We start from the raw sequence: 13,107 nt of genomic DNA, 5'->3' as shown, positions 1-13,107 counted from the left end.
GAGTGGGCGCCAAAACTCGTCCATTGTGCGCAGTTTCGCGCCGATCGTGCGTCGGGGTCCGGGGTTGCCGGATCACTCAGCCGCGTCGACCGACGGCCAGCCGTTCCTTCCGCAACCGCTCGACCTCCGGAAGATTCAGCGGTGCAAGGGAATCAGAGCCTGTCGCGCGGGCCAGCAGATAGTCGGCCAGCTCGGGATTGCGCGCCAATGCCGGGCCGTGCATGTAGGTACCCAGCACCGATCCCTGGATGACACCCTCCGCGCCGTCGCCGACACCGTTGCCGACGCCACTTCGCACGCGCGCCAGCGGTCTCGCGTCGGTACCGAGAGTGGTTCCGCCCCGGTGATTCTCGAACCCGGTGAGCGGGGCGGTGAGTCCGTCGACGGCGGGGGTGGTGATCAGTTCGCCGATGCTGCGCTGGGCCTGTGGTGCAGTCGTGAGGTCGAACAGCGAGATCCCGTCGACGCGTTCGCCGGCCGACGTCTCGTACCAGTGTCCGAGGACCTGGATCGCCGCGCAGATGGCCAGAACGGGACGTCCGGCGGCCGCCGCGCGTTGCAGGCCCGGATATCGCGTCAGGTGGCGGGTAGCCAGACGCTGCGCGTAATCCTCCGCGCCGCCGAGGGCGTACACGTCGAGGGAGTCGGGCACCTCGTCGTCGAGGGTGATCTGGATGATCTCGGCGTCGATACCCCGCATGCGCGCCCGCTGCTTGAGTACCAGCGCGTTGCCGCCGTCGCCGTAGGTTCCCATCACGTCGGGCAGGACGAGTCCGATTCGGAGGGTCGATTCGCTCACTGTTCCGCGTCCCTCTGCAGGTCGGAGCCTCGTGCGCGTTCGGCGCGATCCAGTGCGACGCCGAGGTCACGGAACGCCGTGTAGTTGGCCAGCACCTCGACGCGCCCCGGCGGGCACGACGCAATGGCCTTCATCGGGTCGGGGATGGTGGTGTGTTCGGCGCCGGCGTACAGCAGGCGCACCGACAGATCCGCGGCACGTTCACCCGCCGCGACCACCTGCATCGTCTCGAACGCCTCGAACCGCACGTCCCACAACCAGGAGAGATCTTCGCCGTCGGGGACCTGCCCGTTGACCGCGATCACGAGTCCGTCGGCGTCCTGGTCGATCATCGACAGGGCCTCCTGCCATCCGGCCGGATTCTTGGCCAGCAGGGTCCGGACGGAATGATTGCCGACCTGATGGATCCCGTAGCGGCCGGCCACCTCTCCGACGGTGCCGACCGCGGCGACCGCCTTCGCCGGATCCGCGCCCATCGCCACGGCCGCCGCGACCGCCTGGGCGGCGTTACCCCGATTCGCTCGCCCCGGCACCGACAGGGTCATGGGCGATACGAAACCATCTGGGCCATAGAGATTCTCGCCGTCGACCCACCAGTCGGGCGACGGCCTGCGGAACTGGTCGTCGCCGCTGGAGTGCCAGTCGTCGCCGTTGCGGACGATGGGCTCGCCGGTGCGCGGGCAGCTCACGGAGTCGCCGACCCAGCCGGCGCCCGCCGCCACCCAGATGACCTTGGGAGCGTCGAATGCGGCCGAGGTGATCAGGACGTCGTCGCAGTTGGCGATGACCGTCGTCGACGGGTGCCGTGCGAGGCCGTCGCGAAGGCGGCGTTCGATCATGTTGATCTCGCCGACGCGATCGAGTTGATCACGCGAGAGATTCAGCATCACAAGGACTTCTGGATCGACCGCATCGCTGACGTGTGGCACGTGTAGTTCGTCGACCTCGAGCGCGCAGATGGTCGCCGGGCGGTGCAGGGTGAGCGTGGCGATGATGCCGGCGTCCATGTTGGCGCCGTCCGCCTGGGTGGCGACCTCGCCGAGTTCGGACAGCGCAGCGGCGGTCATCCGCGTGGTGGTCGACTTCCCGTTGGTGCCCGTCACCAGCGCGGTACGTTTGCCCGCGGCAAGGCGTCCCATGATGTTCGGGTCGATCTTGGCGGCCACCAGACCGCCGATCATCGAGCCCTTGCCGCGGCCTGCGGTTCGTGACGCCCAGCGGGCCGCGGATGCGGCGGCCAGTGCGACGTGGGTGCGCATCGGAGTTCTCACGCGGTCGGGCATGGCATCGAGTCTGACACAGGCGGCGATGGGCAGTACGGCGGTGCGCCGGGGGTACGCTCACGATCGTGAGCCAGGCCACAGCGATGTCGCTTCCCTTCCCCGCCCGCGTCCAGCGGGCCTTGATGCGCGGTGCCGGACACGTTCCGCCGGCACTGTTGCGCTTCGCGGGCCGGTGGGGCCGCGCCAACGCGGACGGGGACAGGCTGGCGCCGGAGATGGCGTTGACGGGCTGGGTGGCCGAGCGTCTGCCCGCCTTCGCACTCGCCGGGAAATCGGTCGCGCAGGCACGCGCCGATGTGCGGGACAACGCCACGACGATGGCCGAGAAGCTGCCGCCGATGGCGGTCGAGGAGGATCTCGTCATCGACGGTCCCGGCGGCCGGATCCCGGCGACGCGGTATCGGGCAAGAGTCGACTCGGTCGGCATCGTCGTCTTCTTTCACGGCGGAGGCTGGGTGGAGGGCGACCGGGTCAGCCACGACAACCTCGTCCGCAGGCTGGCGTTGTCCACCGGGGCCGACATCCTCTCGGTGGACTACCGGCTCGCACCCGAGCACCGGTTTCCGGCCGCGGTGGACGATGCCCTCGCGGCGTGGCGGTTCGCGGTCGCCAAGGCGCCGGACTGGGGTGTGCCGACCGATCACATCGCCGTCTCCGGGGACAGCGCAGGAGGCAACCTCGCCGCGGTGGTCGCCCAGCAGGTCCGCGACGACGCGGTCACGCCATGCCTGCAGATGTTGATCTACCCGGTCACCGATGCGTCGACGAAACGGCAGTCGCGTCGTGAGTTCGCCACCGGGCTGTACCTCACCGATGAGCACATGGACTGGTTCCTCGACAATTACGTCCCCGACGTCGACCAGCGCACCGATCCGCGGGTGTCGCCGCTACTGGCCGACGACCTCTCCGGCCTCTCGCCCGCCTACGTGATCGTCGCGGGCTTCGACCCGCTGCGCGACGAGGGCATCGCCTACGCCGACCGGCTGCATGCGGCGGGCGTCCCGGTGACCCTCGACCGGGCCGGCAGTCTCATGCATGCGTTCGCGAACATGACGCTGATCAGTCCGGATGCCCGGGCGGCCGTCGACCGGATCGGTGCCGCTCTGGCCGACTCGCTGGGCTGACGGCTCTGCCGTCGACGCCTTGGGATTCGACATCGGCGATGCGATTACGCCCGCGGCGCATCCACCGATCACGGTCACCGCACCCACGAGCTCGATGACGGTAGGCGTCTCACCCAGGAACAGCCAGGCGGCGGTGATCCCGACGACGGGCACGAGCAGTGACAACGGAGCGACACGACTTGCCGGATACCTCGACATGAGATGCGTCCACAGGCCCGAGCCCACGACGGTACCGAGGATCACCGTGTAGGCGAGTCCGGCGAGGGCCGGCAGCCCGGTGTGCGATCCGAGCGTCGTCATCGACTCGATCCCGGCGGTCGGGCCGTCGAAGACCAGGCTCATCAGGAAGAACGGGATCGGCGGCACGACCGACATCCAGAGCGTCATGCGGAGTGCGTCATCCGGTCGGGACAGGCGTGAGCCGATGTTGCCGAAAGCCCAGCCGAGGCCGCCGAGCACGGTCAGGAGCATCGGGACGACCGCGGCGACACCGAGCGAGCTGTGCGCGGCGCGGTCGATGCCGATGACGATCATTCCCACCACGGCCACCGCGATGCCGACGACCTGCAGCGGACTCATCCGCTCCCGCAGGAACAGGACACCGAGGAGCACTGTGAAGGGCGCGGAGGTCTGCAGCACGAGCGACGCCAGGCCGGTCGGCATCCCGAGGTTCATGGCCAGGAACAGGAAGGCGAACTGCAGGATGCCGAAGCCGACGGCATAGAGCAGGAACCACTTCACCCGGACCGTGGGGAACCGTACGAACAGTACGACCGGGACGGCCATCACCGCGAAGCGCAGCGCGGCGCAGAAGAACGGCGGGAAGTGGTCGAGGCTGAGGCGGATCGCGATGAAGTTCAATCCCCACAGCACGATCACGCCGAGCCCGAGGAGCCGATCGCGACTTGTCATGACGACCATCGTGCGGACGAAAGTCCTCCAGGACAATCGAAATAAATCGCATCAATGATGTAGCTGGGCTGCACGAACATCCGTCGACAGCAACGCGAATTCCGTCGACAGCACCAGAGCCCGGTTGCTGTCGGCGGGAAACGCGTTGCCGTCGGCGGGGAAGGATCAGCGCCAGCCGAGTCCCGGCGCGACGTGCGTGAGGATCGCCTCGATGACGTGCGCGTTGTAATCGACGCCCAGTTGGTTGGGCACGGTCAGCAGCAGGGTGTCGGCGGCGGCGATCGCCTCGTCCTCGCGAAGTTGCTCGATCAGCTTGTCCGGCTCGTCTGCGTAGCTCCGGCCGAACCGGGCGACGGTGTTGTCGATGACGCCGACCTGATCGTCGTCGCTGCCGCCCCGGCCGAAGTAGGCGCGGTCGCGGTCGTCGACGAGTGCGAAGATGCTGCGGCTCACCGATACTCGTGGTTCGCGGGGATGGCCCGCCTCGGTCCAGGCATCGCGGAACCGCTGGATCTGCTCGGCCTGCAGCTTGTGGAACGGGACGCCGGTGTCCTCGGTCAGCAGGGTGGAGCTCATCAGGTTCATGCCCTGCTGCGCAGTCCATTCCGCGGTCGCGCGGGACCCCGCGCCCCACCAGATGCGATCTCGGAGGCCGGGGGACTGGGGTTCGATGGGCAGTGGGCCGGGTGGATTCGGGAACATCGGCTGCGGATTGGGTTGCGCGAAGCCGTTGCCGTCGATGACCTTGAGGAAAACGTCGGCATGCTGGCGGGCCATCTCCGCGTCCGACGAATCCTCCTGTGGCACATAGCCGAAATACTTGTACCCCTCGATGACCTGCTCAGGGGATCCCCGGCTGATGCCGAGTTGTAACCGGCCGCCGGCGATCAGATCGGCGGCGCCGGCGTCCTCGGCCATGTACAAGGGATTCTCGTAGCGCATGTCGATGACGCCGGTGCCCAGCTCGATGGTGCTGGTCCTGGCGCCCGCGGCGGCCAGCAGCGGGAACGGCGACGCCAACTGCCGGGCGAAATGATGCACTCGGAAGTAGGCGCCGTCCGCGCCGAGCTCCTCGGCGGCGACGGCCAGATCAATGGATTGCAGCAGCGCATCGGAGCCGGAGCGGACCTGCGAGCCGGGTGCGTCGGACCAATGGCCGAAGGAGAGGAAGCCGATGTTCTTCATGGTGGGTTAAATGGTACTCGGGTCCGGTTAATTCCCGGGTGCTCAGACCAGGGCCGCGCGACCCTCCACGGCGGAGCTCACCAGATTGTTCTTGGTGAGGGCGCTGCCCGCGCCGAGCGCCGTCCGCCAGTCCGCGGTGGTCGCGACGGCGGCGAAGTTCGACTGCAGCAGCACCATCAGAGTCCGGTGCAGATCTTCCGCGGAGACCGTCCCGGCCTCGTTGGCGAGGTGGATCGCGCCGGTTGCATCCGACAGGATCTCGCTGTTCAGGCCGAGGCCCTCGGCCTCGACCGCGGTCGCGATGTCGCAGTTGTTGGCCATGAACCCCACGATGGTGATGGTGTCGACGTCGTGTCCGGCGAGCCAGTCGGCGACATCGGTGCCGGCGAACACCGATCCGAACTGCTTTCGCACGTACTTGGCCGAAGCCGGCGCGGCCTCGACGATGGAGGGGTGCAACTGCCAGCCGGATGTGCCTTCGGCGAACACCGGCGTTCCATCGGGATAGGTGTGTTGTACGACGACGACCGGGATGTCCGCCGACGTCGCGGCGTCGAGCGCGGTCACGATGTTCGCGAGCGCGCCGTCCCGCGGCGGGTACTGGATCTGCAGCGGTCCGTCGAAGTACTCCTGCTGGACGTCGACGACGATCAGGGCGCGGCGCGGTGTGGCGGTCATGGTCACTCTCCTCGTGGGTGCAGAACGGGTATGGCCAAGCCTGCCGCGGTGTGGTTCTGTTGGGTAGTGGCCCACATGCACAGTTTCGATGAAATCGGGCCACAGGTCAGTCGGTAGCGGGTGACCGATCAGATGCGGAGGGATATGCGCACCGCCATCCATGTGTTCGATGACGCGTCGTTGTTTCACATCGCCGCTCCACAGATGGTGTTCGGCGAGGTGGCGCGGCTGGGTCTTGCCGAGGATTGGACGACGGCGCTCTGGTCGCTCGACGGCGCCGCCGTGCGGACCGCCGAGGGCAACACGCTGTCCGATGTCGGGGATCCGTCGGTGGCCGACAACGCCGACATCGTGGTCATCCCCACCTGGCCGGCCGACCTGCCGCAGATCGGCGATGGCCTCCGAACGGTGATCGGCGACGCGCATGCGCGTGGCGCGGTGATCGTCGGCCTGTGCCTGGGTGCGGTGGCCGTTGCGGACACGGGTCTCATCGCCGGACGGTCGGCGGTCACCCACTGGCAGTGGATGTCTCGACTCGCCCAGCGTGATCCGACCCTGCGGATGGACTCGTCGGTGCTCTACATCGACCACGGTGACGTGATCACGTCGGCCGGGACGGCGGCGTCCATCGACGCGTGTCTGCACATTGTCCGTCGTTTCCTCGGTGCGTCGGCGGCCAACCGGGTGGCGCGCAGTCTGGTGGTGGCACCACACCGCGGCGGCGGCCAGGCGCAGTACATCGAGCGACCCGTGGCCGACCATCCTGCCGGCGACCCGATCTCGGACGTGTGTGTCTGGGCGCTGGCCCACCTCGACCACGATCTCTCGGTCGACGGACTGGCTGCGCGTGCGCGCATGAGCCGGCGGAGCCTGGTCCGCAACTTTCGGGGGGCCACGGGGATGTCGCCGGCGAGATGGGTTCTGGAACAACGCCTTGATGAGGCCCGTGTGCTGCTCGAGCGGACACATTGGGGAATGGACCGCATCGCCCACGCCTGCGGATTCGGCAGTGCGGTGACGATGCGGCAGAACTTCGTGAAGGTGTACGCGACCACGCCGTCCGCCTATCGAGCGACCTTCGGCGTCGCGGCGACCGCGACGTCACCTCCGCAATGATGTAGCAAGTCCGAATCGTTGTGGCACTTCGATAGAGTTCTTCCTCATGGATGTGAAGCGGCTGCGGTTGTTGCGGGAGTTCGCCGATCGCGGTGCGGTCGGGGCGGTTGCAGATGCCATGCACATGACGCCGTCTGCGGTGTCGCAACAGCTGAAGGTGCTCGCCAAGGAGTCCGGTGTGGAACTCCTCGAGCAGGACGGTCGGCGGATACGGCTCACCGACGCGGGTCGGGCCCTGGTTCTGCGCGCCGACGAGGTGATCGCCGCCGTCGAGCGGGCCCAGGAGGAGATGGCCGGGTATCGCTCGGGGAAGAGCTCGGTACGCCTGGCGATGTTCCCGTCGGGCGCGGCGCTGTTGCTGCCGGCCGTCCTCGATGGGGTCTCGGGTTCGGGGATCGATGTGCACGCCTCCGAACTCGACGTCGGTTACTCCGAAGCGACGCCCTCGCTGGCCGATTTCGACATCGTGGTGACCCACCGGGACGAGCGCACCGCGTCGGTGAGTGAACCCCGTGTCGAGGTGACCGAGTTGATGCGGGAGCCGGTGGATGTGGTGGTCGCCCGCGAATCGGCACTGGCGCGCCACGACGAGGTCGAGGTCGGCGAGTTGGCCGACCACGACTGGATCAGCGTGGAGGGGGGATTCCCCGTCGACGATGTGCTGCTGTCGATTTCGGCGGTGACCGGGGTGGCTCCCCGGGTGACACAACGGATGCTCGACTTCGCGACCATCGAGGCCATCGTCGCGGCCGACCACGGAATCGCGCTGATACCGCGGTTCGCGGTGCGCCACCCCGGGGTGAAACGCTTGGAACTCAAGGGTGTTCGGGCGGCACGGGTGTACGAGGCGCTGACCCGGCCGTCGTCGCGGGTTGCGGTGCAGGCCGTGGTGGGCCACCTCGTGGAGTCGGCCCAACGTGAATCCGACCGTTCCCGAACATGATTCGTAGGATGGGCCTACTCGGACGCGCCCCGGTCAGCTGCCGGTTGCAGACTTCGCCCGTCGACGCGGAGCGGCCTTGGTGGCCGGCGCCTTGGTGGCGCCCCGTGAACGCTTGGCCGGAGGTTTCGGTGCGTTCTTCTGCTCGTCGATGAGGTGGCTGGTGTGGTCGAGAATGCAGCTGAGCCCATACTCGAAGTTCTGTTCGTCGGGGGCGCCGCCGACGCGACCCTTCGCGGCGGCCTCGGCGAGCAGCGGGGTCTGATCGGGTGTGATGATCAGATTCTCGTAGTACGCCTGGGCGGCCGAGTCCTCGGCCTTGTTCTTCTCGTGCAGGCGCTCGAGCACCACCGACCCGCGCACGTGCAGTTGCACTGCCGAGTAGCTGTCGTAGGCCTCCTCGAGGGACAGCCCTTCGCGCATCAGATTCTCCACCGACCGCTCGATCTCCAGCGCGCCCAGTTGCGCGTTGCGCGGCCCGAGGGAGGACCTGATGAGGATGAGATCGCAGAGGATCGGGTTCTTCAAGAACACGTCCCGCATGGCGTGAGCGTGATCATGGAGACGCGTCCGCCAGTCGTCGCTCGAATGCTTGAGGGCGGCTGCGAGGCCGTACCGTTCGAGGGCGCGGTCGGTCATCGCGTTGAGCAGCTCGTCCTTCTTGCGGAAGTACCAGTAGATACTCGTCACGCCGACACCGAGATGCTTGCCGAGGAGTGGCATGCTCAGATTGTCGACGCCGATCTCCTCGGCGAGTTCGAAAGCGCCCTTGATGATTTCCTCGGGATCGATGGATCCCCGCTCCCGCCGTTCGCGCTTCGGGGCGTTCTCCTTGCGTGCCATCCGTCAACCAGCCTCTCTGACAGCCCGTAATGCCGCCACTGTAGCGCATACGGGATCCCCCTGCCGGTGCGCTGTGGTGCGTGACATGGCATAAATCGGGGTGGCTCAGGTGATTTCGGCCGGGTTGGCCTCCGTCAGGTTTCCGGGGCCCCTGTCAGGGTTCGGTGATGCGCATCGTGACGGTCCTTCCGCCGGGGACAGGCCGGCCGCCCGGTCACCTCTGCTGTAGGGGCAACAGTAGGGACCTGCGGCCGTGCGGTCGACGCGGGGCGGCGAATCGGCCCTCAGTAGGCCATGAACAGGATCTCGTCCCGGCTGTAGTCGTGATCGGGGTGGTTCTCGGCCAGGTGCTTCTGGACCAGTGTCACCAACTCGTCCTCGTCGGCGCCCTTCATCATCTCGCCGCATGGGCAGGTCAGTCGTGTCTTCATGGTGGTCACCTCGGTGTCGATCTCGTGTTCGGATGTGGTGGCCGTGGAAAATCTCGGCCGGTGTGTTCGAGATTACCCGCATCGCCGTCGGCGACGGCGGCCGCCCGGTGGTCTGCGGAAGGCGCCGGGCGATTGCTCGATTGACAGTACTGGATGGCATACGGTAAATCCTGTCAGCGCAGCCCGACTCTTTGGAGGAATCATGCCCGAGACCAGCGAAGTGACCTCCACTCATGCCTTTCATCCGCTCGACATATCGGCAACAACGTTCTGGGAAAAGGACTTTCGCAACCGCGATGACACCTTCGCCGAGCTCCGCGCCATCGACGGTCTGACCAGGCATTGTCCGACCGAATCCATGTTCCCGCACGAGGAGACCGGATACTGGGCGGTCACGCGGCACGCCGACATCCGTCATGTCAGCCAACACCCCGAACTCTTCAGTTCGAGCAACGGGATCAGCATGGATCCGATGCCGGCAGAGATCCAGCGGAACATGGCCTTCTTCCTGACCATGGACCCGCCCGAGCACACCCGCTATCGGCGCTTGATCTCGATGGCGTTCACCCCCAAGCAGGTCCGTCGCATCGAGGCGCAGATCGAGGCGAATGCGAAGCGGATCGTCGGGGAACTGCTGGACGAACTGGATTCTGGCGCGCCCGTGGACTTCACCGATGCGGTCTCGAAGAAGCTCCCGATGCTGACGATCTCGGAGATGATCGGTATCCATCCCGACGAGTACGAGGCCGTCGCGTTCGCCGCGGAGAGCGTCTTCAGCGCCGGCGACGACGACTACGCCGGTGGCCTGGAGGAGCAGGCGGCCTTCCTGATGACCCAGTTCGGCATCCTGACCGATGCCGGAGTGGAATTGGCAAAGAAGCGTCGGGTGGACCCGCGCGAGGATCTGATGACGAACATCGTCAATGCCGAGGTGGATGGGCGCCGGCTCACCGACGACGAGATCGGCGCATTCATGGTGCTGCTGGGCTCGGCAGGCAACGACACCACCAAGCAGACGACATCGCATGCCTTCAAGGCGCTGATGGATAATCCGGATCAGCGCCGGTGGTTGCTCGAGGACCTCGAGGGGCGGATCGGCGGGGCCGTCGACGAGTTCATCCGATGGTCGACGCCGGTGATCAGCTTCGCGCGGCACGCGGCTGTCGACACCGAGATCGCCGGGACGCCGATCGCGGCAGGGGAGAAGGTCGTCCTGTTCTACTGCTCAGGCAATTTCGACGGTGAGGTCTTCGACGACCCGTACCGGTTCGACCTGGACCGTTTTCCGAATCCGCACATCGGATTCGGGGGCGGAGGCCCGCACTTCTGTCTCGGTAAGCAGCTCGCCGTGATGGAGCTGAAGCACTTGTTCACCGAGCTTCTGACGAGGCTGCCGGACGTCGAACTGGGCGATCCCGAGTACGTGCGCAGTGACTTCGTCCACGGGATCAAGCGGATGCCGGTTCGCCGGGTCTGAGCCGTGCTCGGGTCAGCGGGTCGGAATGACCTCGGGCAGCTGATCGTCGACACGAACCGGAACCGGGCGGGTGCCTGCGTGTGCGAGCAGTCCGATCATCGCACCGATCCCGACAGTGGTCACGATGAGAACGGAAAGCAGGGCAAATATGAGTGTGGTGTCCATATGAATCCATCCTCCGCCTGAACAGGCCCGATGGCACGTCTCCGGGCCGAATCGTCCGGAGTTTCACAGTGGGTGCGCAGATGTGACGCACGACAACCGCCGGCCGTCGCGCGCTCTCGGAACGATAACACCCGTGGGATCAGCCGAGTGCCTTGGCCTTGAGTTGCGCGAACTCCTTCTCGTCGATCGTCCCCGCATCCAGTAAAGCCTTGGCATCGGCGATCTGTTCGGCCGACGAACGTCCGCTGACCGATCGGATGTAGTCGTCGCCCTGCTGCTTTGCCTGTGCTTGGGCATCTGCCGCACGGTGCGACATGCCCTGCCCGCGTGCGATGAGATACACGAGTGCCGTCAGCCAGGGCACGATGATCAGAAACACCACCCACACCGCCTTCCACCAGCCGGACAATGCCCGATCGCGGAAGAGGTCGGTGATGATCCAGAACAAGATCATCAGGTAGGCCAAGAAGGCGAACACGACCAGCGTGTACCAGATGAAGTCCCAGAATGAATCCCACATGGTCGTCTCCTTCGATACCGAGGCACCCGATACCTCTGAGGTGTCGGGCTCGCCTCATTATGCGAGTGCACCGAGTGCCGGCGGCTCATCCGGAGCGGGTGACTTCGCAGGCGGCGCGGGGATCTTCATACCGCCTGGGTGATGCCTGCTCATCGGCAGAACTGTCATCGTCGGATGATGAAGACGGCAGTCAACGCGACCGGCGGTGAGCCGGTGATGCACGCCGGCCCCGGCTATCTCTCGATCGCCGAGCGCGTGGCGTCCGGACGCGCCGCGAGGAAGCGGGTGGCGCCGGGTGACCTCGGCGAGGTGCCGCCCGGAGTGCTCGATGCGGGCACCCACCGGGACCCGATGGAATTGCTCTTGCAGCAGGCCGATTCCCGGGTTCCCGAACTGGTGCCGATCCGTCACGGGCGGATGGCGCGGTCCCCGTTCACGTTCTATCGCGGTGCAGCTCTCCCGATGGCCGACGATCTCTCGCAGACGCCGCACAGTGGCATGACCGTACAACTCTGCGGGGACGCCCATCTGAGCAACTTCGGCTTCTTCGCGACACCGGAGCGTCGACTCGCCTTCGACGTCAACGATTTCGACGAGACATATCCCGGTCCGTTCGAATGGGATGTCAAGCGGTTGGCGGCGAGCCTGGTGGTGGCCGCGCTCGACAACGGATTCGGACGCAAAGAGGGAAAGGCCATCGCGCGGGCGTGTGCCTGCGAATACCGCGAGACGATGGCCGCGCAGGCGAATCTCGGGACCCTGGACAGCTGGTACAGCCACACCGAGCCGGCCGGGAACCTGAACGGGATCCGGCAGACGATCAACGCCTCGACCGTCAAGCACCTGGAGAAGGAGATCAAGAAGGCGTGGCGGCACAACGGCCTCCAAGCACTCTCGAAGTTGACCACGGTGATCGACGGGAAGATCGGCTTTGTCAGTTCGCCGCCGCTGATCGTGCCGGTCGAAGAGCTGCTGGACCCGACGGAGATGGAAGGCGCCTATGCCGAACTCCGCGAGCGGCTGGGTGACTTCCGGGAGACGATGCCGCCGCATCATCGTGTCCTGCTGGACAAGTTCGAACTCGTCGCGATGGCGCGCAAAGTGGTCGGCGTGGGCAGCGTCGGGACGCGGGCCTGGGTGGTGTTGCTCCGCGGCAAGGACGACGGCGACCCGTTGCTGTTGCAGGCCAAGGAGGCGCAGGAGTCGGTGCTCGCGCGCTATCTCGACGGTCCCGAGCACCTCAACCAGGGCGAGCGGGTGGTCAACGGCCAGCGGCTGATCCAGGCCGTCAGCGACGTGTTCCTGGGCTGGGATTCCGGTGTCGGTTTCGACGGTGTGTACCGGGATTTCTACCTCCGCCAGTTGCGAGATGCCAAGGGCTCGGTGGTGATCGAGAGCCTCGATCCCGCCGCACTCCTGGCGTACGGGCGGGTGTGCGGTCGCGTCCTCGCATACGGTCACGCGCGCTCCGGGGATCCGATCGCGATCTCGGAATTCCTCGGGTCGACCGACGAATTCGATCGCGCCATGGGACGATTCGCTCTCAGATACGCGGAATGCAACGCCCGCGATCACGCCGCCTTCGTGGCGGCCATCGACCGTGGTGCGATCGAAGCGATCGCCGACTACTAGGA

At 66.5% G+C, this 13,107-nt stretch carries 13 protein-coding genes and 1 pseudogene; 5 read left to right on the top strand and 9 right to left on the bottom strand.

The window, feature by feature from the left end:
* Positions 1–76: 76 nt before the first annotated feature.
* Both ACPXCG_RS23235 and ACPXCG_RS23230 read right to left on the bottom strand, forming a co-directional pair.
* On the bottom strand, positions 77–799 hold the full coding sequence (locus tag ACPXCG_RS23235; RefSeq protein WP_425794718.1) for a type 1 glutamine amidotransferase: 723 nt from the start codon (positions 797–799) through the stop codon (positions 77–79).
* Positions 796–2,082, bottom strand: a complete 1,287-nt coding sequence (locus ACPXCG_RS23230; RefSeq protein ID WP_425794717.1) for a MurT ligase domain-containing protein — start codon at positions 2,080–2,082, stop codon at positions 796–798. The genes ACPXCG_RS23235 and ACPXCG_RS23230 overlap by 4 nt, the downstream gene beginning before the upstream one ends.
* Positions 2,083–2,165: 83 nt before the next feature.
* Here ACPXCG_RS23230 and ACPXCG_RS23225 point away from each other — a divergent pair.
* A pseudogene (locus tag ACPXCG_RS23225) lies at positions 2,166–3,068 on the top strand (alpha/beta hydrolase); the annotation flags it as partial.
* Here ACPXCG_RS23225 and ACPXCG_RS23220 read toward each other — a convergent pair.
* From ACPXCG_RS23220 to ACPXCG_RS23210, 3 genes are all read right to left on the bottom strand, one after another.
* Positions 2,970–4,118 (bottom strand): EamA family transporter, encoded by a 1,149-nt coding sequence (locus ACPXCG_RS23220; RefSeq protein WP_425794716.1) that lies wholly within the window; start codon positions 4,116–4,118, stop codon positions 2,970–2,972. The pseudogene ACPXCG_RS23225 and the gene ACPXCG_RS23220 overlap by 99 nt on opposite strands.
* Positions 4,119–4,283: 165 nt before the next feature.
* Complete coding sequence (locus tag ACPXCG_RS23215) at positions 4,284–5,303, bottom strand: LLM class flavin-dependent oxidoreductase (RefSeq protein ID WP_425794715.1); 1,020 nt, start codon at positions 5,301–5,303, stop codon at positions 4,284–4,286.
* A gap of 42 nt (positions 5,304–5,345) precedes the next feature.
* Positions 5,346–5,981: a cysteine hydrolase family protein gene (locus ACPXCG_RS23210; RefSeq protein WP_425794713.1), complete on the bottom strand. Its 636-nt coding sequence runs from the start codon at positions 5,979–5,981 to the stop codon at positions 5,346–5,348.
* Positions 5,982–6,125: 144 nt separating this feature from the next.
* On the opposite strand from ACPXCG_RS23210, the gene ACPXCG_RS23205 reads away from it, so the two are divergent.
* Positions 6,126–7,097 (top strand): GlxA family transcriptional regulator, encoded by a 972-nt coding sequence (locus tag ACPXCG_RS23205; protein ID WP_425794712.1) that lies wholly within the window; start codon positions 6,126–6,128, stop codon positions 7,095–7,097.
* Between the two features lie 46 nt (positions 7,098–7,143).
* Positions 7,144–8,040, top strand: a complete 897-nt coding sequence (locus tag ACPXCG_RS23200) for a LysR family transcriptional regulator (protein ID WP_425794711.1) — start codon at positions 7,144–7,146, stop codon at positions 8,038–8,040.
* 33 nt (positions 8,041–8,073) lie between these two features.
* Here the strand turns inward: ACPXCG_RS23200 and ACPXCG_RS23195 are convergent, their stop codons facing one another.
* Positions 8,074–8,880 carry a TetR/AcrR family transcriptional regulator gene (locus ACPXCG_RS23195; RefSeq protein ID WP_425794709.1) on the bottom strand — a complete coding sequence of 269 codons (807 nt, stop codon included), beginning with the start codon at positions 8,878–8,880 and terminating at the stop codon, positions 8,074–8,076.
* Between the two features lie 284 nt (positions 8,881–9,164).
* Positions 9,165–9,311, bottom strand: a complete 147-nt coding sequence (locus ACPXCG_RS23190) for a DUF1059 domain-containing protein (protein WP_164310371.1) — start codon at positions 9,309–9,311, stop codon at positions 9,165–9,167.
* 202 nt (positions 9,312–9,513) lie between these two features.
* Between ACPXCG_RS23190 and ACPXCG_RS23185 the strand changes: the two genes are divergently transcribed.
* Positions 9,514–10,788 carry a cytochrome P450 gene (locus ACPXCG_RS23185; RefSeq protein WP_425794707.1) on the top strand — a complete coding sequence of 425 codons (1,275 nt, stop codon included), beginning with the start codon at positions 9,514–9,516 and terminating at the stop codon, positions 10,786–10,788.
* A 12-nt stretch (positions 10,789–10,800) separates the two neighbouring features.
* On the opposite strand, the gene ACPXCG_RS23180 is transcribed toward ACPXCG_RS23185, so the two are convergent.
* Together ACPXCG_RS23180 and ACPXCG_RS23175 are read right to left on the bottom strand one after the other, a co-directional pair.
* Positions 10,801–10,953, bottom strand: coding sequence for a hypothetical protein (locus ACPXCG_RS23180; protein WP_425794706.1), 153 nt, complete (start codon positions 10,951–10,953; stop codon positions 10,801–10,803).
* Between the two features lie 139 nt (positions 10,954–11,092).
* A complete protein-coding gene (locus ACPXCG_RS23175) occupies positions 11,093–11,473 on the bottom strand; it encodes an SHOCT domain-containing protein (RefSeq protein ID WP_425794705.1) in 381 nt (126 codons plus the stop codon).
* A gap of 174 nt (positions 11,474–11,647) precedes the next feature.
* On the opposite strand from ACPXCG_RS23175, the gene ACPXCG_RS23170 reads away from it, so the two are divergent.
* Entirely contained in the window at positions 11,648–13,105 is a 1,458-nt protein-coding gene (locus ACPXCG_RS23170) for a DUF2252 domain-containing protein (RefSeq protein ID WP_425794704.1), read from the top strand.
* Positions 13,106–13,107: the final 2 nt, after the last annotated feature.

This window comes from Gordonia sp. DT218 (assembly GCF_049847105.1).
Lineage (GTDB): Bacteria > Actinomycetota > Actinomycetes > Mycobacteriales > Mycobacteriaceae > Gordonia.
The sequence above is the reverse complement of the archived record's forward strand: the minus strand, read 5'-3'. Positions and strand labels throughout refer to the sequence as shown.

Coding starts and splice junctions, on each gene's coding strand:
- ACPXCG_RS23230 (WP_425794717.1), bottom strand. CDS start 2,082: ATGCCCGACCGCGTGAGAACTCCGATGCGCACCCACGTCGCACTGGCC.
- ACPXCG_RS23220 (WP_425794716.1), bottom strand. CDS start 4,118: ATGACAAGTCGCGATCGGCTCCTCGGGCTCGGCGTGATCGTGCTGTGG.
- ACPXCG_RS23215 (WP_425794715.1), bottom strand. CDS start 5,303: ATGAAGAACATCGGCTTCCTCTCCTTCGGCCATTGGTCCGACGCACCC.
- ACPXCG_RS23210 (WP_425794713.1), bottom strand. CDS start 5,981: ATGACCGCCACACCGCGCCGCGCCCTGATCGTCGTCGACGTCCAGCAG.
- ACPXCG_RS23205 (WP_425794712.1), top strand. CDS start 6,126: ATGCGCACCGCCATCCATGTGTTCGATGACGCGTCGTTGTTTCACATC.
- ACPXCG_RS23200 (WP_425794711.1), top strand. CDS start 7,144: ATGGATGTGAAGCGGCTGCGGTTGTTGCGGGAGTTCGCCGATCGCGGT.
- ACPXCG_RS23195 (WP_425794709.1), bottom strand. CDS start 8,880: ATGGCACGCAAGGAGAACGCCCCGAAGCGCGAACGGCGGGAGCGGGGA.
- ACPXCG_RS23190 (WP_164310371.1), bottom strand. CDS start 9,311: ATGAAGACACGACTGACCTGCCCATGCGGCGAGATGATGAAGGGCGCC.
- ACPXCG_RS23185 (WP_425794707.1), top strand. CDS start 9,514: ATGCCCGAGACCAGCGAAGTGACCTCCACTCATGCCTTTCATCCGCTC.
- ACPXCG_RS23180 (WP_425794706.1), bottom strand. CDS start 10,953: ATGGACACCACACTCATATTTGCCCTGCTTTCCGTTCTCATCGTGACC.
- ACPXCG_RS23175 (WP_425794705.1), bottom strand. CDS start 11,473: ATGTGGGATTCATTCTGGGACTTCATCTGGTACACGCTGGTCGTGTTC.
- ACPXCG_RS23170 (WP_425794704.1), top strand. CDS start 11,648: ATGATGAAGACGGCAGTCAACGCGACCGGCGGTGAGCCGGTGATGCAC.